The organism is Bacillus sp. MN7755, from assembly GCF_054771475.1.
On the sequence record NZ_BTRL01000001.1, the window covers coordinates 243,468 to 268,525 of the forward strand.

At 36.4% G+C, this 25,058-nt stretch carries 21 protein-coding genes; 4 read left to right on the top strand and 17 right to left on the bottom strand.

Translation table 11 applies throughout. The features are described 5' to 3' along the window. Nucleotides 1-22: 22 nt before the first annotated feature. From ACYVEC_RS01345 to ACYVEC_RS01415, 15 genes are all read right to left on the bottom strand, one after another. Nucleotides 23-1,738, bottom strand: a complete 1,716-nt coding sequence (locus tag ACYVEC_RS01345) for an ABC transporter ATP-binding protein (RefSeq protein ID WP_063221797.1) — start codon at nt 1,736-1,738, stop codon at nt 23-25. 285 nt (nt 1,739-2,023) lie between these two features. Next, nucleotides 2,024-3,226: a PDZ domain-containing protein gene (locus tag ACYVEC_RS01350; RefSeq protein ID WP_063221798.1), complete on the bottom strand. Its 1,203-nt coding sequence runs from the start codon at nt 3,224-3,226 to the stop codon at nt 2,024-2,026. 89 nt (nt 3,227-3,315) lie between these two features. After that, nucleotides 3,316-4,752, bottom strand: coding sequence for a S41 family peptidase (locus tag ACYVEC_RS01355; RefSeq protein WP_080468340.1), 1,437 nt, complete (start codon nt 4,750-4,752; stop codon nt 3,316-3,318). 118 nt (nt 4,753-4,870) lie between these two features. Then, nucleotides 4,871-5,764, bottom strand: a complete 894-nt coding sequence (gene ftsX / locus ACYVEC_RS01360; protein WP_060632872.1) for a permease-like cell division protein FtsX — start codon at nt 5,762-5,764, stop codon at nt 4,871-4,873. Further along, a complete protein-coding gene (gene ftsE, locus ACYVEC_RS01365; RefSeq protein ID WP_080468341.1) occupies nt 5,754-6,440 on the bottom strand; it encodes a cell division ATP-binding protein FtsE in 687 nt (228 codons plus the stop codon). Before ftsE ends, ftsX begins: the two co-directional genes overlap by 11 nt. 287 nt (nt 6,441-6,727) lie before the next feature. Continuing rightward, complete coding sequence (cccB, locus tag ACYVEC_RS01370; protein WP_000727967.1) at nt 6,728-7,051, bottom strand: cytochrome c551; 324 nt, start codon at nt 7,049-7,051, stop codon at nt 6,728-6,730. 438 nt (nt 7,052-7,489) lie between these two features. Next, nucleotides 7,490-8,588, bottom strand: a protein-coding gene (prfB, locus tag ACYVEC_RS01375) for a peptide chain release factor 2 (protein ID WP_098555249.1) whose coding sequence is annotated in 2 segments (ribosomal slippage) — nt 7,490-8,515 and nt 8,517-8,588 — 1,098 coding nt in all. Because the reading frame shifts where the segments join, the coding sequence is not laid out codon by codon here. Nucleotides 8,589-8,732: 144 nt separating this feature from the next. Continuing rightward, a complete protein-coding gene (gene secA / locus ACYVEC_RS01380; protein WP_063221802.1) occupies nt 8,733-11,240 on the bottom strand; it encodes a preprotein translocase subunit SecA in 2,508 nt (835 codons plus the stop codon). A 275-nt stretch (nt 11,241-11,515) separates the two neighbouring features. Continuing rightward, nucleotides 11,516-12,058 carry a ribosome hibernation-promoting factor, HPF/YfiA family gene (hpf, locus tag ACYVEC_RS01385; protein WP_060632875.1) on the bottom strand — a complete coding sequence of 181 codons (543 nt, stop codon included), beginning with the start codon at nt 12,056-12,058 and terminating at the stop codon, nt 11,516-11,518. Between the two features lie 320 nt (nt 12,059-12,378). Beyond that, on the bottom strand, nt 12,379-12,576 hold the full coding sequence (cspC, locus tag ACYVEC_RS01390) for a cold shock protein CspC (RefSeq protein ID WP_001990088.1): 198 nt from the start codon (nt 12,574-12,576) through the stop codon (nt 12,379-12,381). Between the two features lie 126 nt (nt 12,577-12,702). Further along, the gene (locus tag ACYVEC_RS01395; RefSeq protein WP_063221803.1) at nt 12,703-13,407 is read right to left on the bottom strand and encodes a ComF family protein; all 705 of its coding nucleotides are present in this window, start codon (nt 13,405-13,407) and stop codon (nt 12,703-12,705) included. Further along, nucleotides 13,385-14,752, bottom strand: a complete 1,368-nt coding sequence (gene comFA / locus ACYVEC_RS01400) for an ATP-dependent helicase ComFA (protein ID WP_275719051.1) — start codon at nt 14,750-14,752, stop codon at nt 13,385-13,387. Before comFA ends, ACYVEC_RS01395 begins: the two co-directional genes overlap by 23 nt. Nucleotides 14,753-14,879: 127 nt before the next feature. Continuing rightward, nucleotides 14,880-16,310 carry a C40 family peptidase gene (locus ACYVEC_RS01405; protein WP_063221874.1) on the bottom strand — a complete coding sequence of 477 codons (1,431 nt, stop codon included), beginning with the start codon at nt 16,308-16,310 and terminating at the stop codon, nt 14,880-14,882. Nucleotides 16,311-16,456: 146 nt separating this feature from the next. Further along, nucleotides 16,457-16,771 (bottom strand): winged helix-turn-helix transcriptional regulator, encoded by a 315-nt coding sequence (locus ACYVEC_RS01410; RefSeq protein ID WP_000400857.1) that lies wholly within the window; start codon nt 16,769-16,771, stop codon nt 16,457-16,459. A gap of 173 nt (nt 16,772-16,944) precedes the next feature. Next, nucleotides 16,945-17,787: a DegV family protein gene (locus tag ACYVEC_RS01415; protein ID WP_063221805.1), complete on the bottom strand. Its 843-nt coding sequence runs from the start codon at nt 17,785-17,787 to the stop codon at nt 16,945-16,947. 239 nt (nt 17,788-18,026) lie between these two features. On the opposite strand from ACYVEC_RS01415, the gene ACYVEC_RS01420 reads away from it, so the two are divergent. Then, nucleotides 18,027-18,662, top strand: coding sequence for a YigZ family protein (locus tag ACYVEC_RS01420; protein WP_000926682.1), 636 nt, complete (start codon nt 18,027-18,029; stop codon nt 18,660-18,662). Nucleotides 18,663-18,736: 74 nt separating this feature from the next. Beyond that, nucleotides 18,737-19,870, top strand: a complete 1,134-nt coding sequence (locus tag ACYVEC_RS01425; protein ID WP_063221806.1) for an LCP family protein — start codon at nt 18,737-18,739, stop codon at nt 19,868-19,870. Between the two features lie 37 nt (nt 19,871-19,907). On the opposite strand, the gene wecB is transcribed toward ACYVEC_RS01425, so the two are convergent. Beyond that, nucleotides 19,908-21,023, bottom strand: coding sequence for a non-hydrolyzing UDP-N-acetylglucosamine 2-epimerase (gene wecB / locus ACYVEC_RS01430; RefSeq protein WP_063221807.1), 1,116 nt, complete (start codon nt 21,021-21,023; stop codon nt 19,908-19,910). Between the two features lie 74 nt (nt 21,024-21,097). Beyond that, complete coding sequence (locus ACYVEC_RS01435; protein WP_142332686.1) at nt 21,098-22,468, bottom strand: UDP-glucose dehydrogenase family protein; 1,371 nt, start codon at nt 22,466-22,468, stop codon at nt 21,098-21,100. A 502-nt stretch (nt 22,469-22,970) separates the two neighbouring features. Between ACYVEC_RS01435 and ACYVEC_RS01440 the strand changes: the two genes are divergently transcribed. Both ACYVEC_RS01440 and ACYVEC_RS01445 read left to right on the top strand, forming a co-directional pair. Further along, nucleotides 22,971-24,044 (top strand): glycosyltransferase family 4 protein, encoded by a 1,074-nt coding sequence (locus tag ACYVEC_RS01440; RefSeq protein WP_016718934.1) that lies wholly within the window; start codon nt 22,971-22,973, stop codon nt 24,042-24,044. Between the two features lie 201 nt (nt 24,045-24,245). Next, entirely contained in the window at nt 24,246-24,983 is a 738-nt protein-coding gene (locus ACYVEC_RS01445; RefSeq protein ID WP_063221808.1) for a polysaccharide deacetylase family protein, read from the top strand. The last annotated feature ends 75 nt before the right edge of the window (nt 24,984-25,058 follow it).

The following is a 25,058-nucleotide window of genomic DNA, read 5'->3' on the forward strand; positions in this document are numbered from 1 at the left end:
ACTAATTCAGTACAAATTATATTTACGAACTAAACTGAGCTTCGTATAACCTACTGTATCCTCCGCCTCGCTCAATTAATTCATCATGTGAACCTTGTTCTGCAATACCATCTTTATTTACAACGACGATTCGATCCGCATTTTTAATCGTTGCAAGTCTGTGAGCGATAACTAACGTTGTACGGCCAGCTGCTAATTCAGCAAGTGATTTTTGAATTGCAAGTTCCGTCTCAGTATCTAGTGCGGAAGTAGCTTCATCTAGTATTAAAATTGGCGGGTTTTTCAAGAACATACGAGCAATTGCTAAACGTTGCTTCTGTCCACCAGAAAGTTTTACACCGCGCTCACCGATAACAGTATCTAAACCGTCTGGTTGCGAATAAATTAAATCTTCTAGCTGCGCACGTTTTACTGCCTGCCAAATTTCAGCTTCTGAAGCCTTTAAATTTCCGTAAGCAATATTTTCACGAATCGTTCCTGAGAATAAGAACACATCTTGCTGCACAATTCCAATTTGCTTACGAAGTGAAGATAACGTCATATCTTTCGTATCAATACCATCAATTTGAATCGATCCAGACGATTGTTCATAAAAACGTGGTAACAGGCTACATAACGTCGTTTTTCCAGCTCCTGATGGTCCAACGAACGCAACCGTTTCACCTGCATGTATGTTCAAACTAATGTCATTTAAAATCGGTTCTTTGTTTTCATAACCAAACGTAATGTTGTTATATTGAATATCACCATGTACTTGCTTCACTTCCATTGCATCTTTAGAGTCTACAATATCAGGCTCTGTTTCAAGAAGCTCTACATACCTTTTAAAACCTGCAATCCCTTTCGGATAGCTTTCAATTACCGCATTAATTTTTTCAATTGGGCGGAAGAAAATATTCGTTAATAGAACGAATCCGATAAATCCACCGTACGTTAATTCGCCTTGCAGAACAAACCATGTGCCGCATATTAAGACGAAGAGTGTTACGAGACGCATGAGCATATAACTAATTGACGAATTTAACGCCATAATTTTATAAGCCATTAATTTCGTTGTACGGAAACGAGCGTTGTTCACAGCAAATTGCTCCTTCTCAAACTTTTCATTTCCGAATGCTTGTACAACGCGGATACCACCAACGTTGTTCTCAATACATGCATTGAAATCAGCAACGTCTGAGAATAAACGTCTAAACGTACCTGTCATTTTTTTGTTGAAGTACAGCGCTAACCATAATAGGAATGGAATGACGAAGAACGTTAATAGCGCTAACTTCCAGTTGATCATCATCATAAATGAGAACGCCCCAACTAAAGTCATAACAGCGATAAATAAATCTTCTGGCCCATGGTGAGCAATTTCCCCAATTTCCATTAAGTCGTTTGTAAGACGTGAAATTAAATGACCTGTTTTATTATTGTCAAAAAATCTGAATGATAGCTTTTGAATGTGATCAAATAATTTCTGCCTCATATCCGTTTCAATGTTAACCCCAAGCATATGCCCCCAATATGTAACGACATATTGCAAACCTGCATTTAATATATAAACTGCAAGTAAACCGAAACAAGCCCATAAAATAAGCGTCCAGTTTTGCCCTGGCAATAACTTATCAATAAATTGATTTACGATAAGCGGGAAGCCAAGTTCTAGTAATCCTGCGACGACTGCACAAGAAAAGTCGAGTATAAATAAACCTTTGTAAGGTTTATAGTAAGAAAAAAATTTACGTAACATATCTTCCCTCCATTTTCCAAAATTAAAAAGACTCCCTAAATGATAACCATTATCAAATAATTATTCAAGTTATCCGTCTATGAAACTGAAAATAAGGTTTGCGATAGTTGTCGTTTTTTGCCGGAAAGTCGATATATTTGAATAATCGCTGATATATTCCGATAATCGCCGATATAATTTCAATTGCGCTGATATATTCTGATAATCGCCGATATAAATTTCATTTACTAACTACCCTCTCCAAAACAAAAAAGGCATCACCACAAGGTGATACCCTTTCTTTTATTACATCGCTTCCGAATCCCACTCATGCTCCTGCTGAACAAATACAACACCTAATTCGTGATGTCCCCCAGCATACAATGCCGTTTGAGCAAGACGAAGCTCACCATTTGTATCTAATACTTCTAATTTACAAAATGCCCCTGTCGTCTTCGTTTGAAGTGCATCATAAAATTCCTCAGCACTTCTTGGAACGACTCCATTTACTTTCGTAATAATTTCTCCAGGCAGTAAATTCAGCTCTGCACCAATTGTATTCGGGATTGTATCTAATACAACGAGCCCATCATTACGTGCAGCGAAATACGCTGGTCTTGTCTCATCAGAAATTTTTTCTTGCATGGAAATCGTGAAACGCCCAAGCATTGCGACTCCCATCGCGATAATTGCAAGTACATGCCACCAATAACTTGCGATTCCTAAAACGAGCACAAGTGTCGCTAAACCATAGACACGTCTTCCTGTAAATAATAAAGCTTCCGTCGGCTCATAACTTCTAATCCTTCTCATAAATCCAATTAAAAATGGAACGAGGAATAGAGAATATGTATCAGAACCGATTGAAACAACAGGCCACCATGAAATAAACTGCGTTACCGCGTCACCTGGTACAAGAATAAAAATAGGAACGATCCATAAACGCTTGGATTCGTGTAAACCAATCTTTAGCCCACGCTTACCCTTCCTAATCTTCGGCGTAGAATATCCTACTGCATTTTTAGAAATCAACAAACCCTCTACAACGAGCATGACGCCTAGTAAAATAGCAAGAGATACAATCGTACTCTCCTCACCATCTCCAAGCTGTAAGAAGGAAACTGGTAGCTTAGAAGATAATAGAACACATACCATCGCGACACTAAATGTATAAGCTGCTGATAAATATCGATACATAGCAGTTACTCCAAATAATAATGTCCAAAGTAAGATGACCCATAAACTCGCTTTAGAAACAACAAGTCCAAGTCCAATTGTAATAATAGATACAACTAATCCGTATTTAACTCCTGCAAATAGAGACGTTCGCAGTTCAAACCAAATATCATAAACTTTAAAAGAAAAATCCTTTCGTTCTCGTAACATACGTAAGTATCCAACGAAGATACTACTTATTAAAAATACATAGACAGCAGGGTGTAAGAAAAAACGTCCAACTGCCCGCATTATTTCAAAAATCCATGCCTCCACGAACCCATTCACCACCATTTATATCATTCTTTCTTTTTATATTATCATAACTGGACAAACGTTTGTTTAACACAAAAAAATACAGGCAGCAAACTGCCTGTATTTTTTTATTTCGCTATTAATTTTAATGCTGATTGTAATTGTAGATCATTTTCTCCAGAACGGATTTTTTCAATAATTTTCGTTTGAATCGCCTCAGCTGTCTTTTTATCTAGCTGTCCTGTCGCTTCCATCTCATTCGCATTTTGGAATGCTTTCAGCGCTGATTCTGTCTCTTTACTAAAGTATCCATCTTCACGACCTGGTACATATCCTAAGCTCTTAAGCATTTCTTGCGCGTGCTTTACTTGTACATCATTTGAATTATATGAAAGTGTCTTTTCAATTTGAATTGGTGTCGCATGATAATAATCCGGTTGCTTCACTTCTACGGTTGGCGCGATTCCTTTTTTATGAATCCAGTTTCCATCCGGTGTTAACCATTTAAACATCGTTAGTTTGATGTTGCTGCCATCTTTAAATGGAACGGCTTGCTGAACAGTACCTTTACCAAACGTTTTTTCACCAATTAAATCGTATCCTTCTCCCTCTTTTAGCGCACCCGCTAAAATCTCTGAAGCAGAAGCACTTCCATTATCAATTAATACTGAAATTGGATATGATTTTCTCTCTTTCAATTCCGTAGAGAATTTCTTCTTCTCACCATTTCGTTGCTCTACTTGTAGCATCGGCTTTTTATCCGTCATAATTTCCCCTAGTATCTCTTCTACACTATTTAAGTAGCCACCAGGATTACCACGCACATCAATAACTAAGCCTTTTATGTTTTTCTTCTCTAACTCTTTTAACTGATCCTTAAATTCTTTCGCTGTATTTTCAGCAAAGGAAGTGATTTGCATATAACCGATATCTTTTCCGCTCTCTTGTTTCACAGAACTAAACACTGTGAAGATTGGAATTTTTTCACGCTTAATTTTAAATACAATCGGATCAGCTACTCCTGCACGCTTAATTTCAATCGCGACAGTCGTTCCTTTTTTACCACGAATCTTTAATACTGCTTCTTCACGTGATAAATCTTTCACACTATTTCCATCTACAGATAAAATTTGGTCATTCGGTTTAATTCCAATCTTTTCTGCCGGTGAGCCTTTAATTGGTGATACGATAATAAGCTTACCGTCCGTTTTGTTCACCTCAGCCCCAATCCCCTCTAGCTCAGGATCAAGCGATTCACTAAACTGTTTAGCCGTTTCTTTATCCATATACGTGGAATAAGGGTCCTTCAGCGTAGACAACATACCTTGTATTGCACCTTCGACTAACTTGTCATCCTTCACGTCTTCCACATAACGTGAATCAATTAGTGCATACGCCTCATTAATTTTTGCCAAATTCCCTTGCGCAGTGCTAGCGTCTCCACTCGAAATTGTTTGCGTCACTTCTGCTGGGTTAACCCCAAATAAAGACATACCTGCAAACATTCCGCCAGCACCAATTAAAAATGCAACAACCATTCCAATAATTGCAACTCTACGTTTCAATGCGGAATTCCCCTTTCCAAAACACACAGGTGGTGTAGCAAAAGGCATCACACAGTGTGTGATGCCTTTACCTATTTCTACTATATGATAAGCTTGTACGAATTATGTTTGCAACTTTTTATACTTTTAAGAAGCGACGAATTGACATTACACTTCCCCACATACCGATTAAAGCCCCAATTAATACTAGTAAACCAGCTAATTGGAATACGAAAGGACTATATGGTAGAAGCTCGAAAATTGTTCCGCCAAGTTTTTCGTTAAATACACTTTGCAGTGAATTATACGTAACTAAAATTAGGCCAATTGGAATAATTGATCCTAATACTCCTAGGAATAATCCTTCTAATAGAAACGGCCAACGAATAAACCAGTTTGTTGCACCTACAAGTTTCATAATTTCGATTTCTGTACTACGAGCATAAATTGTAATTTTAATTGTGTTAGAGATTAAGAACATCGCTGTGAATAAAAGACCAGCAATTAGTGCAATCCCGATATTACGTCCTGTTTTTACAGTATCAAATAATTTTTCAACTTGACCTTTACCGTATTGAACGTTACTTACAAACTGCATTTTTTCAATCTTTTTCGCAATTGTTGCTGTATCTGTTGGTTCTTTTGCTTTTACAATGAATACGTTTTTCAATGGGTTATCTTGTTCAAATAACTCAAACGCTTTTCCGCTATCGCCTAAGCTTTTAATTAAGGTTTTTAGCTCTTCTTCTTTAGAAGAATATTTAATAGAGTCTACTTTTGCAATCTTACTCATATCATCTTCTAATTTCTTTTGATCAGCTTCTTTTGCTGCTGGATCAATGTGTACACGAATCTCAACATCTTGCTCTACCTTCGTCGCAAAATGGTTCATATTCATAATGGCTGTTAAAAAGACACCTACAAGTAATAATGTAACTGTTACTGCACTAACAGAAGCAAACGTCATCCATCCGTTACGGGATAGATTTTTTACACCTTCTCGCAAATGTCGACTAAGGGTCTTAGCCTTCATATCCGTATCCTCCCTCAATCTCGTCTCGAACAATTTTTCCGCCTTCAATCGCGATTACACGATGACGGATTGTATTTACGATATCTGCATTATGCGTCGCCATAACAATTGTTGTACCACGCTCATTAATGCGAGTAAAAATCTTCATAATATCTAGAGCTGTTTCAATATCTAAGTTACCTGTTGGCTCATCGGCAATTACAACCTTTGGTCGATTTACAATCGCTCTCGCAATCGCAACACGTTGTTGCTCTCCACCTGAAAGTTCACTTGGAAGTGCGTCTGCACGATCTTCAAGACCTACAAGACCTAAAACTTCTGTTACACGCTCACGAATTGCATCTGGTTCTTCTTCAATTACTTCTAAGGCAAACGCAACATTCTCATATACTGTTAATTTAGGTAGTAATTTAAAATCTTGGAAAATTACGCCTAATTGACGACGGAAATATGGAACATCTCTTTCTGCCAATGTTTCAATAACAAGTCCATTTACATTAATTGATCCTGTAGATGGCTTCTCTTCACGATACATCATTTTAATAAATGTAGATTTTCCGGCTCCACTCGGTCCAACTACGTATACAAACTCACCTTGTTTAATGTTAACTGTGAGACCAGCAATGGCTTTCATACCATTCGGGTACTCCTTATAAACATTCGTCATTTTTATCATTATTTATCACCCAATACTTAATGATTTTTTTCGAAATACTTTTCTGTACATTTGAAAATAAAAGATAGCCTTTTATTCCCGCTTAACCATTCTTGTTGAAGGTAGTCTACTTATACCCTGTTTCTAAGCAATACTACTCTATGTAATATATTTCAGCAAAATTCTACAAACCCCATTGTAACATCAAACGGTTTCCAATTCGGATACATTTTTGTTACAGTTATGTTACATCCCCAAAAAAGGGAAACGAGTTGACTATATTAATCAACTCGTCCATTTTACCCTTCTTATTTATGTTCAGCTAACCATTCAGCTACTTTTTTCGCATCTTCACCTTGAATGATTCCTGGTGACATAGAACCGCGGCCTTTTTCAATAATCTTTTCAATCTCTGCTGCGTCATATTTCTGTCCTACTTTTCGTAAATCTGGTCCAGTTGCTCCTGATAAATCTTTCGCGTGACAACCTATACAACTTTTTTGATAAATTTGCTCTGGGCTATCTGTGCTTGCAGATTGTTTCGAAGGCTTACTCTCTTCTTTATTTCCACACGCTCCTAAAGCAAAAACGACTGATGTTCCTAGCGCAATAGCCAACAATTTCTTTTTCACTTCTATCGCTCCCCATTGTTGATATTCTTTTCATTCCTAACACACTCATTTTCATTATAAGCATTATCTTTATATAGAAAAACTAAGGTATATTTCATATTCTTCAAAAATACAGTGAGAACCCTAATAATATAAAGCTTTTATAAGATGTTTCAATTCTGTGAACAACTTATAAACTTCTATAAAGAATCCTTTTTGAACGGGAAATCAGAAAAGTTCTGTATAAAGTATTACTCTATTGCCGCTCTGTTTTACTATTCTCTACTTTTTACAAAACAATATACAACTTTGTATGCTACATATAATCCCATCAAAAAGAGAAGTTGTCGTTTCCAACTTCTCTTCCTCTGTACTTCATCCATATAAATAAAATAATACTCTTTATATCCTCTATATCCTCAGCATGCGCCAACAATTTTGTTGGCCTTTTTTCGCTTATTAAATGCGAGAACGTAAGTAAGCATCAATAAACGGATCAATTTCTCCATCCATAACTGCTTGCACGTTACCAACCTCTGTATTTGTACGGTGGTCTTTCACAAGAGAATATGGGTGGAATACGTAAGAACGGATTTGGCTACCCCATCCGATTTCTTTTTGCTCTCCACGAATCTCATCTAATTGTGCCTGTTGCTCTTCCAATTTCTTTTGATATAATTTCGCTTTTAACATTTTCATCGCGTGCTCACGGTTTTTAATTTGAGAACGCTCTGACTGACACGTTACAACCGTATTTGTCGGTGTATGCGTAATACGAACTGCTGAATCTGTCGTATTAACGTGCTGTCCACCAGCTCCACTTGCGCGGTACGTATCAATTTTCAAGTCTTCCGTACGCACTTCAATTTCAACTTCATCATTGAATTCAGGTACAACTTCACAAGATACGAACGATGTATGACGACGGCCTGAAGAATCGAATGGCGAAATACGCACAAGACGATGTACACCTTTCTCTGCCTTTAAGTAACCGTAAGCGTTATGACCTTTAATTAATAAAGTAACACTCTTAATACCAGCTTCGTCACCTGGTAAGTAGTCAACTGTTTCTACTTTAAAGCCACGTTTTTCAGCCCAACGTGTGTACATACGTAGTAACATAGAACCCCAGTCTTGTGACTCTGTTCCACCAGCACCTGGGTGTAATTCTAAAATTGCATTATTTTTATCATAAGGATCGCTTAATAATAACTGAAGTTCATACTCATTCATTTCTTGAATTAAGCCTTTTACTTCTGATTCAAGCTCCTCATGTAAATCTTCATCATACTCTTCTTTTAAAAGCTCATGCGTGACTTCTAAATTTTCGAATGTCTCATCTAACTGACGGAACTTCCCAACCATATCTTTCAGTGCATTTGCTTCGTTAATTACAACTTGTGCGCCTTGTTGGTCATCCCAAAATCCTGCACCCATCATTTTCTCTTCTAATTCTGCAATTTGTTTCTCCTTAGTAGGGAGGTCAAAGAGACCCCCTAAAAGCCGCTAATCTCTTAGCCATTTTCTCTAATTCCTGTCTAATTTCTACTAATTCCATTTCCTTCACCTCTATGTAATTGCTGTTACTTTCGTATGAAAACAAGGGAAACTCTCTCCACTTATGACGGAGAGAGTTTAATCCTTCTTAATTATACATTTTTGATATAAAAGTTTGCAAAGCGGCCTGAACTACTGCCCTATATTACTTCCCGATACCACAGCAGTTTTTATATTTTTTACCGCTACCACATTTACATAAATCGTTGCGGCCCACTTGGTCACCTTTTACAACTGGTTTTTTCTTTGCCTCTTCGCCATCGCTAGATGGATGAACAGCTTCACCTTGAACAACTTCTTGACGCTCTAAGTTTTGTTCGATTTCAGCTTTCATAATGTAACGAGCGATTTCTTCTTCAATAGAAGCAATCATTGATTCGAACATTGCGAATCCTTCCATTTGATACTCACGAAGTGGATCGATTTGACCGTAAGCACGTAAATGAATACCTTCACGAAGGTGATCCATCGCATCAATATGCTCTGTCCATTTCGTATCTACAACACGGAATACAACAACTTTTTCGAACTCACGCATTTGCTCTTCTGGCATTAGCTTTTCTTTGTCATTGTAACGCTCTATTAATTTCGCGATAATTGGCTCGCTCATTTCCTCTGGAGCAAGACGACGTAATTCTTCTTCTTTCACATCTCCTTCTTGCAGAAGGTTTGTATTTAAGTAGTCAACAAGACCTTTAATGTTCCAATCTTCTTCAATTTCTTCTTGTGTATGAAGTGAAACCGCACGCTCTACTGTAGATTTCATCATACCTTCAATAATGCCGCGTAAGTTCTCAGACTCCATTACTTCTTGACGCTGTTTGTAAATAACTTCACGTTGCTGACGAAGTACATCATCGTATTGTAGTAACTGCTTACGTGCATCATAGTTATTTCCTTCTACACGTTTTTGCGCAGATTCTACTGCACGAGAAACCATTTTACTTTCGATTGGCTGAGAATCATCCATACCAAGACGATCCATCATTGCTTTCATGTTATCTGAACCGAAGCGGCGCATTAATTCATCTTCCATCGATAAGTAGAACTGCGTAACACCAGGGTCCCCTTGACGACCAGCACGACCACGTAACTGATTATCAATACGACGACTTTCGTGACGCTCTGTACCGATAACTGCTAAACCAACGTTTTTAATATCTTCTCCAAGCTTAATATCCGTACCACGACCCGCCATGTTCGTCGCAATCGTTACAGCGCCTTTCATACCAGCTTCTGCAATGATATCTGCTTCACGCGCATGGTTTTTCGCATTTAAAATGTTATGACGTACACCTTTACGCGTTAACATTTTTGAAATAAGCTCTGATGTTTCAATTGCAACTGTACCGACAAGAACAGGTTGTCCTTGTTTATGACGATTTACAATATCCTCAACAACAGCATTAAATTTACCCTCCATTGATTTGAAGATTAAATCAGCACGGTCATCACGGACAATCGGTTTATTTGTTGGAATTACGATAACGTTCATATTATAAATGCTACGGAATTCTTCTTCCTCTGTTTTCGCTGTACCAGTCATACCAGATAACTTTTCGTACATACGGAAGTAGTTCTGGAACGTAATTGTCGCAAGCGTCATACTTTCATTTTGAATTTCTACGCCTTCTTTTGCCTCGATAGCTTGGTGTAAACCTTCACTATAACGACGACCTTTCATAAGACGACCAGTAAATTGGTCTACAATTACGATTTCGCCTTCTTGTACAACATAATCTGTATCACGATGCATAACAACGTGTGCACGAAGCGCCTGATTAATGTGGTGAAGAAGTGCTACATGTTTTAAATCGAATAAGTTTTCAATATGGAAAGCTTTCTCAGCTTTCGTAATACCATCTTCTGTTAACATTACATTTTTCGTCTTCACATCAAATGAATATTCTTTTTCATTTTCTAATGTACGAACGAATGCATTTGCAAACATGTATAGCTCTGTTGATTTTTGAGCTTGTCCAGAAATAATAAGTGGCGTACGTGCTTCATCGACTAAGATAGAATCGACTTCATCGATAATAGCAAAGTGAAGTGGACGTTGAACGCACTGCTCTTTATATAACACCATGTTATCACGTAAGTAATCGAATCCAAGCTCGTTATTCGTGCTATACGTAATATCAGCAGCATAAGCCTCTTGTTTCTCTTCTCGTGACATATGGTTTAAGTTAATTCCTACTGTTAAGCCTAGGAACTCATGAAGTTGTCCCATTTCGCTCGCATCACGTTGCGCTAAGTATTCATTGACTGTAACAACGTGAACACCTTTTCCTGTTAAAGCATTTAAATATACAGGTAATGTAGATGTTAACGTTTTACCTTCACCCGTTTTCATCTCAGAGATATTCCCTTCATGTAAGGCAATACCACCCATTAACTGTACGCCATACGGACGCATTCCAAGAACACGAGTCGCAGCTTCACGAACAACCGCAAAAGCTTCAGGTAGTAGATCATCTACTGTTTCACCTTTTGTTAGACGTTCTTTAAATTCAAGCGTCTTCCCTTTTAATTGTTCATCAGTTAATGGCTTAATAGATGACTCTAATGCATCAATTTGCTCAACTGTCTTCTGCATACGTTTAATTTGGCGTTGATTTACATCAAACACCTTTTTTAAAATACCGATCATAGGAAATACGCTCCTCTTTTTATTAAAATAAAACTTCCGATTGTTTTTTCTTTTTCTCTATTACAATCAGTCGTTATAAAAATCAAATGTATGTTATGCCAATTTTTCTCCTAATTAAAAAAACTAAAATGTATATACCTAATGATAATTGTAACACTTGTCTTATAACTATGACAACAATCGGCCGAATGTCTCGTTCTAAATTAAGAAAACTTTTTTTAAAAATCTATTTTCAGCAAAAAAAGCGCAGCCATTTCGGCTGCGCTTTCGAATTATTATTTAGTTTCGATTAAACCGTATTTCCCATCTTTACGACCATATACAACATTAGTTTCATTTGTATCAGCATTTGTGAAGACGAAGAAATTATGTCCTAGCATATCCATTTGTAGAATTGCCTCTTCAACGTCCATCGGTTTTAAATCGAATCGTTTTGTACGTACAAGTTCTAGTTCATCCTCTTCTACCTGATCCAGAACAGCTACTGCTTCTGGAAGGATAAAGTTCGTTTTTATAGAACCTTTCTCACGTAACTTACGATTTACTTTTGTTTTATGTTTACGAATTTGTCGCTCAAGTTTATCAACTACTAAATCGATAGCAGCGTACATATCGCTATTAGTTTCTTCTGCACGAAGTAATAAATCAGTAAATGGGATTGTTACCTCGACACGTTGCTTGTCAGAGTATACTTTTAAATTAACTTTAATCTCTGGGAATGTATCAAAATAACGCTCTAACTTACTTAGTTTTTTCTCTACATATTCCTTTAATGCTGGAGTTACTTCAATATTTTCACCACGAATGTTGAATTTCATAGATGAATTCCTCCTTTCAAGCCTATGTACTATAATTTCGACACTGGCTTAAAAACTCCTTCTAACTTTTTTAAAAAAATTAGTGGAATTGCGATTTTTTTATCGTTTTTTGTTGAAATGAAAAGATGCATCGTTTCTATCTTTATTTTATCCTATTAACATCATGAATAACGAATATAACTGTGGACAATTCGTTACAGAAAAGAAACAACTTTTTGACAACTTAATTCATAACAAAAACCCCTTGCAAAAAAACAAGAGGTTCTACATATATATAACGTTGCCACAAACGCAGCTTTCTCTTCCCAAAAACGATATTCCTACAGTTTTACAACATTAGCTGCTTGTGGCCCACGTGCTCCATCTACAATGTCAAATTCAACTTGTTGCCCTTCTTCTAACGACTTATATCCATCTTGTTGAATAGCAGAAAAATGAACAAACACATCATCACCATCTTCACGCTCAATAAACCCAAATCCCTTTTCTGCATTGAACCATTTCACTCTTCCTTGCATGTTCATTCCATTCCCTTCACTCTAAAAATCAGGGCATTCACCCCATGATTTCACTATAACGAATGACAACATACGAAGTCAAAGAAGACTTATCGCCTTTTTATTATCCCATTCGACAGTTACAGATCAACTTCTACAGAGCGTCAAACTAGAAACTTCCCTTGCTCCTCTATCGTATAAAAGACTTCCAATTTGTCTAACTGTAATTCCTGTCGTATATACATCATCAACGAGTAAAATGCGTTGGTCATGAAACATCTCTTCTCCCTGAAAATAAAAAGGATTACTTCCTGAAAGCCTTTCTTTACGCGATTTTTTACTTTGCTTTTCTGTTTCCCTTCTTCTTAATGATGGATAAGAAACTTTGACAGGCAAACAAGTTGCTAATAACTCTGCCTGATTAAAACCACGTTCATATTCCCGTTCCCTACTAAGCGGAACAGCAATAACAGTTGAAACGACCGGAAAATACTTTTGAAATAGCTCCCGAAAAGATCGGTGAAAAATATGAACTAATTCCGCATCCCCCCGAAACTTAAACTGTGCTACTATTTCTTTCATCTCATCATCGTATACGTACAACGAACGATTTTTAAAAGGCCAATACTTTTCATCGTCCATCCACCTTATACAATCCATACAAATATCATCTTTTTTAAACAAATTAGAAATACGTTCTAAAGGTCGCCCACACTCCGTGCAAATTTCTCCTATAATATAGGAAAGCTTTTGCTCACATCTATCACATATATATTTTTCATGAGACTTTACAAAAAAGGTGTACCAACTAACTGTTTCCAAAATATACTCATCGCAAAGTAGACAATGCATTAATCAATCCTTGTTCTTTCGCAATTTTGTTCATACTTTGAATATGTTTTTTCGCACGTACCATCGCCTCTGTCTTACCGTAATGAAAATAAATAACCTCACCATAAGGTTCTTCAAAACTACGACCTGCTCGGCCTGCAATTTGTACGAGCGCACTTTCCGAAAAGATTTCTTCTTCTGCCCCTAACACCGCAACTTGTAAATTCTTCACAGTTACTCCCCTCTCTAAAATTGTCGTTGTAACTAATAACGGAATGTCTCCCTTTCTGAAAGATGCCACTTTTTCTTTTCTCATCGGATCTTCTGCATGTACGCCATCGATTCTATTATCCAACCCATTCAATAACAAGCTCATTTCTTCTATATATCGCACATGAGGAACAAATAAAAAAATGGGATGCTTTTTGTTTAAGTACATTTTTAACCATTGTAGTAACACGCGAGGAATTTTTTTATGATGAAGGCTTTTCTTCCAATTTCCGCACCAACTAAATAGAGGAACTGGTAACGGATGACGATGGTATCGTCCTGAGACAATGATACCTTTTTGTTTCCCCCTTCTGAAATTGCGCTTCCACTTTTCATCGGGAGTTGCAGTTAAATAAATACGCGCTGCTTTCTCTTTCATCGCTTGTTGCACTGCATACTGTAACATTTGATCCGCATGATACGGGAAGGCATCTATCTCATCTACAATCATGACATGAAACGCTCTATAGTAACGTAACAGTTGATGAGTCGTTGCAACGACTAACGCTGCATCTTTTTCATGATCTACACTCCCTCCGTATAAAGCAGCTACATTTATACTCGGAAACACTTCTTGTAATCTCGGCGCTAATTCCAGTACAACATCCATCCTTGGCGTTGCGATACAAACTCTTTCTCCTTTTTGAAGTGCCTCTGCAATACCGTAAAATAACATTTCTGTTTTTCCAGCCCCGCACACAGCCCAAATAAAAAAAGATTCTTTCTGCTTAATAGCTTCTATAACACCTTGCGCCGCCAACTGTTGACCAGTAGACAAAGTCCCGTTCCACTGTAACAAATTTAAACCTTTTTCTCCGTTTCTTTCAGCGATCCCGCGAACAAGTACAGCACATTCACTAACTCTCCCCATCGTTATACACTTCCGGCAATACGTACACACTTTACTGCACCTTTTGCATAAAAATGATGCGAATAGCCGCTGCTCTATATTTCCACAGCGCTGACACGTATATTTAGAAGCTTTCTTTTTTATACCTTGTACACATACGACCTCTCCCTTCTTTTTCAAGTTATTTAAGTCCCTAAGTAGATCTGAAGAAAGTTCTTCTAATAGCAACTGCTTTCCAGCAAGCATCAGCAACCACCTCCAGCACCACTATAAACCTTTCTCATAATCTCGTAAAAACGCAAAAAAGCCGATAACCTACTTATAAAATAGTAAGCTATCGACTTTATACACATGTTTTATTCGATTATAAATCCTAGAATCTACCGTATCCTAAGAAATGTTTTTGGTTGTAGCTACTGCTTAAGCTAGCGTAAGCAATCCCTTTATCACCAGCATGAATCATTTGGCCATTACCAACGTAAATACCGATGTGAGATGGACCTGGTTTATAAGTACCTTGGAAGAATACTAAATCTCCAGGTTGTGGGCTACTTACTTTAGAAACTGAATTCCAGTAACCTGCAACGTCTTGACGTCCTACACCATAGATGTAAGAAATGAATCCACTACAGTCAAAACCACCGTTTGATGGAGATGCACTTCCCCAAACATATGGTAAGCCTAAGTAGCCTTGCGCTTTACCAATTACGCCACCCGCATTTGGAGTTGGTGCTGGCTCTGGTTTTTTCGTTTCTTGCTTAGGTGCTTCTTTTTTAGGCTCTTCTTTTTTAGGTTCTTCCTTTTTAGGCTCTTCTTTTTGAGCTTGTCCACCGTTGTTTGCTGGTGCAGCTTGCTGAGCAGGTGCTTGTGCTTGTGCTTGCTGAGCTTGCGCATCTTTAGCAGCTTGTTCTGCTTGTTTTTGAGCAGCAGCTTCTTGTGCCGCTTTCTCTTGTGCTTCTTGTTCAGCAATACGTTGTAATTGTAATGCTTGTTTTTCAAGATCTTTCAATTGACTTTCCGTACTTGTCATTGAAGTTACAACTGTATCCATTTTACCGCTTAAATCGTTTACTGCTGTTGCTTTTTTCGCTTTTTCAGCGTCAAGTTCTTTCTTAGCAGTTTCAATTTGAGCTTGTGCTTCTTTTAATTCTTTTTGCTTTGTTTTTACCGTTTCAACATCTTTTTTCACGTTCGCTTGGTCTTCTTGTTGTGTTTTCATGATATCTTCGTCAGACTCAAGAATTTTAGAAACAGAAGTTAAACGATCAACTAAATCTGCAACGTTTTTAGAGTTTACAAGAACTTCTGTTACAACATTTGTGTTTGGTTGTTCTTGAAGTGCAACTAAACGTTTTCTTAATAATTCTTCACGTTTTGCAATTTTCGTTTGTAGTTCTGCAATATCTTTATTTTTCTTTTCGATTAATTGCTCAGTATCCGCAACTTTTTTCGTTGTTTCATCCAGCTTTGAAGCATTCTCTTGGACAGACTTATCTAAACCTTGAATTGTTTTGTTTAAGTCGTTCATTTGTTTTTGTAATTCATCACGTTCTTGTTGTTGTTTATGTAAAGTATCATTTTGTGTGTTAATTTGTGATTTCACGTCAGAAATTTTATCTTCTGCAAATACATTTGGTGTTAGTCCTGAAAACATTAACCCTGCAACTAATGCGCAAGATGCCATTTTTAGCTTTTTCATTTTATTTTTTACACCGCTTTCTTTTTTCTTTTTCCGTATATAACCTATAAAATTTATACCATAATTCGGGATTTTTTTTGCTAATGTTACGCTTTTGTAAAACAAATGTAATATTATGTGTAACACTATCGCAAAATATGCATATTTTTGTATGTATGTGTAGAAATTTAAAAGCTTTTTATAAGCAAAGAAAAAACGCAAGGTTTCCCTTACGTTTTGTTAAATATACTAATACGGATGAAATCAAAACGTTATTTCATCCATTTTTCAGCCCAATTTTGGACTTCATCCATAACACTTTCTAACGCTTTTCCCTTGTCCGTTAAACCGTACTCGATTCGAACTGGTACTTCTGGATAAACATTACGAACTACAATGCCTTCGCTTTCCAATTCCTTTAAACGCTCTGACAACATACGATCGCTCATATTCGGTATAATATCTGCGATTTCTCTAAAACGTTTTGACTCTTCAAGCAAAGATTTAATAATTAAGCCAGTCCATTTCTTACTAAGCAAAGTAAAAGCTGACTCAAACTTTGGACATAAACAAGAATTATGCTCCATATGTTTCACCTCTCTTCTATTATAATATAGTTTCTTGTAAAAAGTAAGTTATAAAACTTTCCTCATTATTTTATTTTACGTACATTTTATCATTTCCAAATATTAACTTGTCAACTTCATGTAAAATATCCGTAAAAAAACCCTCTTCCATAAGAGAGCTTTTTATATCTTTATTACTTCGTATACCATCCAAGACCTAATGCACCTTCACCTAAATGCGTACCAATTACAGCACCGAAATAACCTGTACGGATTGTAACATGAGGATATTTTGCTTCTAATTCTTTCTTCCATTCAATCGCTTCCTCTTCACGTTGCGCATGAATGATAACTGCTTCCATAGGTACACCTTTACTTGCTTGCTCATCAAAAATTTCGATGATACGTTTTAACGCTTTTTTACGCGTACGGATTTTTTCAAACGGAATAATGATTTTTTCTCTAAAATATAAAACCGGCTTCACTTGTAACAGACTACCAATGAAAGCTTGCGCGCTATTTAATCGTCCTCCACGTTGTAAATGGTGTAAATCATCTACTACAAAATAAGCGTCCATCGTTTTCTTCATTTCATCAAAACGGGCGATAATCTCTTTTGGATCCTTTCCTTCGCTTGCTAGTCTTGCACCTTCACGCACATAGAATCCTTGTACTTCACAACTAATTTCAGAATCGTACGTATATACATCAATACCCTCAACCATCTGTCCAGCTGTCGTTGCCGTTTGATATGTACCACTAATTCCACTTGAAAGATGGATGCTAATAACTGCATCGTAATCCTTAGATAATTGTTCATATAGCTCAACAAACTTTCCGATTGCTGGTTGAGAAGTTTTCGGAAGTTCTTCTTGCTCACGTACTTTTACATAAAAATCATCTGCTGAAATTTCAGCTTCTTCTTGATAAGATTCCGTTCCAAATACAACGTTTAATGGAATCATATATATATTGAGTTCATCACGAATATGCTTCGGTATATATGCTGTACTATCAGTAACAATAGCTGTTTTCATTTGCGTACCTGCCTTATAAAAAAGTTTTTATTTCCTAATTTTACACGAAAACTAAAAATGGTGCATCCATACATGAAAATGCCGGTTTGAAATTATACTCATCATCTCGACAAATTACAACAAAAAGGTAAAATACTCACCAAAAATTTCAACTTATTTATAAAAAATGTTTGAATATAAAAACGCCCGCTTTTAAAATGTAAAGTACTAGTCATTTTGATGGATAGGGGCGTATACAAGTGTTATTACAATATTTAACAATAAAAGACTACGGTGAACACGAAATTGTTATTCAAAAATCAAGATTCATCTGTTATGTTAGTCGTGCTACAACCGAAGAAGAAGCTCAAGAATTCATACAAAAAATCAAAAAACAAAATTGGAATGCCACACATAATTGTTCTGCGTATTTAATTGGCGAACAAGATCAAATCCAAAAAGCAAATGATGATGGCGAACCTAGTGGTACAGCTGGTGTACCTATGTTAGAGGTACTAAAAAAACGCGGTTTAAAAGATACCGTCGTTGTCGTTACCCGCTATTTTGGTGGTATCAAACTGGGCGCTGGTGGTTTAATTCGCGCATATGGAAAATGTACAAGCGAAGGCATTAATCATGTCGGTGTTGTCGAGCGAAAACTAATGCGTGTTATGCAGACCGAGATTGATTACACATTACTTGGCAAAATTGAAAATGAATTGCGTAATTCAAAATATGCCATTAAAGATATACATTATCTCGAAAATGTCACATTTGATACGTATGTAGAAGAAGATGGAAAACAAGCATTCACAGATTGGATGATTGAATTAACAAATGGGAAATGTACAATTACAGAAGGAGATATGTTGTACTTAGAACAAGATGTTATCTAAGAATAACTACATCATCACCTTTAAATATTAATGTAGTGAATTACTTTCCTACAAATGAACTAAGGAGATTATATATGGAAGAACGTTATTATCATCTCCAAAATAGCAGAATAAAAAAGAAACGAAGAAGAAAGTTTTTCTACTTCCTCATTTTCTTATTTTTATTTGGTAGTGTAGGACTTTATATATTAAATTCCTACTCTTCTCTCATGGGGATGTATAGTGGTTTTACTCGTGAAAAATCGGATTTGAGAACCGCAGATGTAGAAATTACAAAAGAGCCTTTTACAATCCTTATTATGGGTATAGAAGATTATGCAACAGACGGTCAAAACGGTCGTACAGATTCATTAATGTTTGCGACAGTCAATCCAAAAACGCAAAAGATTTCACTTATGAGTATCCCTCGTGATAGTCGTGTTCCAATTGTCGGAAAGAATAAAGAGGACAAAATTAATGCTGCGCACGCTTACGGCGGAGAAGAAATGGCAATCAAAACGGTCGAAGGTTTTCTAAAAGTGCCTGTAGACCATTATCTTAAAATTGATTTCCAAGGCTTTAAAGGTATTGTTGATGCTGTTGGCGGTGTTACTGTTGATGTCCCCTTCGATTTTTGGGAGCGTTCAGACGTGGATTACTACAAAAAAATTGAATTTAAGCAAGGGCAACAAGAATTAAATGGTGAAGAAGCACTCGCTTACGTTCGTATGCGAAAGCAAGATCCAAATGGCGATTATGGTCGGGCCGCTAGACAAAGACAATTACTAGCTGCTGTTGCTCAAAAACTAAATTCCACCTCTACCGTATTTAAAATTAAAGATTTGACAGAAGTCGTTGGAAAATATATAAAAACTGACATTCCTATTTCAGATGGCCTTGCTCTTTACAATAAACTCTCTGGGTTTGATCCTTCTACAATGCAAACGTTCAAACTTGAAGGAGAAGACAAAAAAGTAGGTGGTATTTATTACTTCCTTCCAGATCCAATCGGTGTAGAGACAGTACGTAACGAAATAAAAAAAGAATTAGGAGAAACAGCAAACTCTCAAGAAAATTCAACAACAAAAACCGAATCAAATCCTTCTTCAAATTCTAACTCTAACGAAAAGGCAAAGAAAGAAACGAACCAAAATCAGAACAAGACACAAACTGAGCCCTCTCCTTCTACGAATGCTCATGCAGAGTGGATTATGAGAAATCAGCAATAAAAAAAGAGCCGAATCAAATGATTTGGCTCTTTTTTATTTACTTATTAAAGTGTTGTAAAATCGCTTCTACAATACGCTCTGATGCACGACCATCACCGTATGGGTTAGATGCTTTTGACATCTTATCATGAGCTTCTTTATTCGATAACAATTCGTCAGCAAGACTAAAGATTGTCTCTTCGTCTGTTCCTGCTAATTTCAATGTCCCTGCTTCAATACCTTCTGGGCGCTCTGTTGTATCACGAAGAACAAGAACCGGTACACCTAATGACGGTGCTTCCTCTTGTACCCCACCAGAATCAGTTAACATTAAGTATGAACGAGCTGCAACATTGTGGAAATCAATTACATCTAGCGGCTCAATTAAATGAATGCGGCCATGATCCCCTAAAATATCATTCGCTGTTTCACGAACAACAGGGTTCATATGAACAGGATACACAACTTGTACGTCTTCATGCTTATCAACAAGACGCTTAATTGCACGGAACATGTTACGCATTGGCTCTCCTAAGTTTTCACGACGGTGAGCTGTCATAAGTACAAGACGATCATTCCCAAGTTTCTCTAGTACAGGATGACTATATGTTTCTTTTACAGTCGTTTTTAGTGCGTCAATCGCTGTATTTCCTGTTATGAAAATGCTTGACTCATCTTTATTTTCTTTCTGTAAGTTCGTTGCTGATTTTGCTGTAGGTGAGAAATGAAGATCTGCCATTACACCTGTTAATTGACGATTCATCTCTTCTGGGTATGGAGAATATTTATCCCATGTACGAAGTCCTGCCTCGACATGACCTACTGGAATTTGATTATAGAAAGCAGCCAAGCTTGCAATAAATGTTGTCGTTGTATCACCATGTACAAGTACGATATCCGGCTTTGCTTCTTTCATTACTTTATCCAAACCTTCTAAACCACGTGTTGTAATATCAATTAAAGTTTGGCGATCCTTCATAATATTCAAATCGAAATCTGGCGTAATTCCAAAGATACTTAATACTTGATCTAACATTTGACGATGTTGTGCTGTTACAGTCACAATCGATTCAATTTTATCTGGATGCTTTTGCAACTCTAATACAAGAGGTGCCATTTTAATTGCTTCTGGACGTGTCCCGAAAATTGTCATTACTTTTAAACGTTCAGTCATTTCATTGCCTCTTTTCTTTCACTAGTTACAACTTCTATTATGACATATAAGAATATACATGAATACATACCTTTTTAACGAATAACGGAAAAGTCCCTCTTACAAATACTTTCTCTTCCAACAGAATAATAATCTATCTCTTGCTTCTTGACATCCTCATCAGTATAACAATTTCTTCCATCGAATAAAATAGGTTCTCTCATAAGTTGGGCGTACTTTTCTAACGGATAAGCTCGGATAGCCTCCCATTCTGTCATGATAAAAGCCGCACTCGCTCCTCTAATTGATTCATCTATACATTCACTATATTGTATAGTCCCCCCAAAGATATTTTTCATATTTTGAATCGCCTTCGGGTCATATAGAACTACATCCGCACCTATATTAATTAATTCTTGTATCATAATAAGGGATGGTGCATCTCTTATATCATCAGTATTCGGTTTAAATGACGCTCCCAGCACCGCAATCCGCTTCTTATTCATATTTATTACTTTCTTTGCTTTCTCAATCAATAACAACTGTTGTTTATTATTCACTTCAATGACTGCTTTTAACAAGCGAAAATCATGCGCCACATTCCCTGCAATTTGTACAAGAGCTTTCGTATCTTTTGGAAAACACGATCCCCCGTAACCAATGCCCGCATTTAAAAACGACGCACCAATTCTCTTATCCATTCCCATCCCTTGTGCAACGTCTAATATATTCGCTCCTACCTTCTCACATATATTTGAAATTTCATTGATAAAACTAATTTTTGTCGCTAAAAAGGCATTCGATGCATATTTAATCATCTCTGCACTTTTTATATCTGTAACATACGTTTTTAAGCGTAATTCATTATATAAATTCTCCACTTTTCGTGCCGTTTCCTCATTATCTGCTCCAATTACAATACGATCTCCTCGAAAAAAATCGTAAATACCTGAACCCTCCCGTAAAAATTCGGGATTCGATGCAATATGTAATTCATGTCTCCCCTGTAACTTCTCCTCAATCCATCCTCTAATCGTACCATTCGTCCCTACAGGAACAGTACTTTTTGTAACAACAATAATGTCGTTAGTCGCATATGTTCCAATATCAAAACATGCACTTTGAATATATGTTAAATCCGCTGTCCCATCTAATAAAGATGGTGTTCCAACTGCGATAAATATGAACTCTGCATCGTTAAATGCTTCTTCTTTACTTGTTGTAAAAGTTAAACAGTTATTCTCATATGCTTCATTTATTAATTCATATAAACCAGCTTCATAAATAGGCAGATCCCCTTGTTTTATCCGTTCAATTTTCTCATCATTTATATCAAAACATGTAACCGAATGTCCCAATACTGCCAATCCTACTCCTGTAATCAATCCAACGTATCCGGTACCTATTATCGTAATTTTCATTTCCTTTTCGCACAGGAATATACAATAGAAAATATACGAATACATAGAATTCTCCCTGTGCTTCCCCCTCTCACATTAAAAATGAGAAAACTCTTTTACTTCTTTATTATATGAATTACTTTTTTCATTCTTTTTTAAGTTTTTGTAAAATTAAATAACTTTTATTAATTATTCGTTAAACCAATCGAGATTTTACAGGAATTAAGGCTCCCCGTTCATTCGGGATAAATTCCCACATTTTAACACGGAACTTACTCATTTCTACGTGTAACACTTATAATATTGAAATAAAAGTATTCACTATTAAAGAAAAAGAGAAAATGTCATATTCCAAAGCCCAATACGATTAACCTTCTCAAATGATTCAACATTCTGTATACAATTGTCATATATTCTATCTGTTTCCATTTACCGTAAAAACAAAAAAAGATTGAATTCTAATCTTTTTGTGATACCATATGTTATGAGCCTGTAAATAAACATCATAATTTTCAGATAAATATATTTTAAAAAAAATTACGTTAGACTATAAAAGGGTGGGGTATTAATGGACTCACAAGTGATTTATGCCATTTTGGCATCTTTCATCACTGTACTCGTCGTTACTCCTTTAGTTATTAAGTTAGCTTTTAAAATAGGAGCAACAGATAAGCCAAACGCGCGTAAAGTACATCAAAAGATCATGCCTCGTCTTGGCGGGTTAGCGATATTTATTGGTGTAGCTGTAGGATTTGTTGTCGGTGGCTTATATGAACAAAGAATGTTATCGATAACGCTAGGTGCGATTATCATTGTAATCATCGGTATTTTAGATGATATGTACGAGTTATCTGCGAAGGTAAAATTCGGTGGACAACTATTAGTTGCCATTATGATTGTAAAAAGTGGATTATTAGTGCAAGTATTATATATTCCAATCCTCGGGGATACTGAACTTGGATGGCTTGCTTACCCAATTACAGTATTTTGGATTGTAGGTATTACAAATGCAATAAACTTAATTGATGGCTTAGATGGATTATCTGCTGGTATTTCATCTATCGTACTTGCAACGCTAGCATATATGGCCTTCACTAGCCCGTGGGGTACTGGAGCCGCTATTATCTTACCACTAGCATTAATTACATTAGCAAGTACAATTGGATTTTTATTCTACAACTTCCATCCAGCAAAAATTTTCATGGGAGATACAGGCGCACTATTTTTAGGATACTGTATTTCTGTTATATCGTTACTTGGATTATACAAAAGTGTAACGTTATTCAGCTTTATCGTTCCAGTTATCATTTTAGGTGTACCGGTATTTGATACGACATTTGCAATTATCCGTCGTATCGTAAATAAAAAACCTATTTCAGCACCAGATAAATCGCATTTACATCACCGTTTACTTGCAATGGGCTTCTCTCATCGTAAAACGGTACTAATTATATACGCATTCGGTATTTTCTTTAGTGTAAATGCAATCATTTTCTCTAGTGCGACATTATGGTTATCCATTATTCTTCTTTTCGTTTTAATCTTCTTTACAGAGATTATCGCTGAAGTAATCGGGCTTGTACATGAACGTTACAAACCACTTATTTCCTTTTATAAAAAAGTGAAAAAACGCGAAGACTAATTGTAGTATAGCCTGTACAATTATGAAATATTCAAATAGCCTACTCTTTCTTATAAGAGTAGGCTATTTTTTTATTCATTATTTTACATTTCCAAAATATAGATTGTTTGAGAGTGTCGCTATTGGAGAAAGATATACATAATAAGAAAAGGATTATATTTTCTTTTTTACATCTTGATTGTCAAACTGAGGGTGAATGTTATGATCAAGCGAGTATTTCAATACATTATTTTATTTTTAATGATTACTATGTACGCGTCATCTCATGCAGGAGCAACTACTATTCCCCCTGCTGAACATCATCCAAATACTGAGACGACTTCTCCTACCAAAAAAATCGCGTACTTAACATTTGATGACGGACCAAACAAATATACTACACAAATTTTAAACATCTTAAAAGAAAAGAACGGAAAAGCAACTTTCTTTGTTATTGGTGGAAAAGTGCCACATTATAAAAAGACAATGCAAAGATTAATTAAAGACGGACATTATATCGGACTTCACAGTATGTCACACGATGTAAAACGTCTTTACACTGGTGATCCATCTGCTTTAATTACAGAAATGGAACAAACACAAAACATTGTTCAGCAAGTTACAAAATTAAATACACATCTCGTTCGTGTCCCGTATGGTAGCATGCCTTACTTAAAAAAGAATTACCGTGATGCACTCGTATCAGCCCAGTATAAAATGTGGGATTGGACAATCGATACATATGACTGGAAAAGCTATGACAATCCTTCTGCCATACTAGAAAGGGTACGTAATCAGAGCGATGAACAAGTCGAAGTGATTTTAATGCATGATTCGAGTGTCACTGTACAAATACTGCCAAAAGTAATTGATTATTTACAGTCACAAGGATACAAACTTCTTCCCTATAATCCATCTTCTCATCTCGAAGTTAATTTTTGGAAAGACACAAGATTGTAACAGCTTTAGTGCCTATGTGCTAAAGCTGTTTTATTTTTCTCTTCCCACCCTTCCCATTTTTGTGTAAAATTTTAA

Coding starts and splice junctions, on each gene's coding strand:
- ACYVEC_RS01345 (WP_063221797.1), bottom strand. CDS start 1,738: ATGTTACGTAAATTTTTTTCTTACTATAAACCTTACAAAGGTTTATTT.
- ACYVEC_RS01350 (WP_063221798.1), bottom strand. CDS start 3,226: ATGGTGGTGAATGGGTTCGTGGAGGCATGGATTTTTGAAATAATGCGG.
- ftsX (WP_060632872.1), bottom strand. CDS start 5,764: ATGAAGGCTAAGACCCTTAGTCGACATTTGCGAGAAGGTGTAAAAAAT.
- ftsE (WP_080468341.1), bottom strand. CDS start 6,440: ATGATAAAAATGACGAATGTTTATAAGGAGTACCCGAATGGTATGAAA.
- secA (WP_063221802.1), bottom strand. CDS start 11,240: ATGATCGGTATTTTAAAAAAGGTGTTTGATGTAAATCAACGCCAAATT.
- hpf (WP_060632875.1), bottom strand. CDS start 12,058: ATGAAATTCAACATTCGTGGTGAAAATATTGAAGTAACTCCAGCATTA.
- cspC (WP_001990088.1), bottom strand. CDS start 12,576: ATGCAAGGAAGAGTGAAATGGTTCAATGCAGAAAAGGGATTTGGGTTT.
- ACYVEC_RS01395 (WP_063221803.1), bottom strand. CDS start 13,407: ATGCATTGTCTACTTTGCGATGAGTATATTTTGGAAACAGTTAGTTGG.
- comFA (WP_275719051.1), bottom strand. CDS start 14,752: ATGCTTGCTGGAAAGCAGTTGCTATTAGAAGAACTTTCTTCAGATCTA.
- ACYVEC_RS01410 (WP_000400857.1), bottom strand. CDS start 16,771: ATGGAGCATAATTCTTGTTTATGTCCAAAGTTTGAGTCAGCTTTTACT.
- ACYVEC_RS01415 (WP_063221805.1), bottom strand. CDS start 17,787: ATGAAAACAGCTATTGTTACTGATAGTACAGCATATATACCGAAGCAT.
- ACYVEC_RS01425 (WP_063221806.1), top strand. CDS start 18,737: ATGGAAGAACGTTATTATCATCTCCAAAATAGCAGAATAAAAAAGAAA.
- wecB (WP_063221807.1), bottom strand. CDS start 21,023: ATGACTGAACGTTTAAAAGTAATGACAATTTTCGGGACACGTCCAGAA.
- ACYVEC_RS01435 (WP_142332686.1), bottom strand. CDS start 22,468: ATGTATTCGTATATTTTCTATTGTATATTCCTGTGCGAAAAGGAAATG.
- ACYVEC_RS01440 (WP_016718934.1), top strand. CDS start 22,971: ATGGACTCACAAGTGATTTATGCCATTTTGGCATCTTTCATCACTGTA.
- ACYVEC_RS01445 (WP_063221808.1), top strand. CDS start 24,246: ATGATCAAGCGAGTATTTCAATACATTATTTTATTTTTAATGATTACT.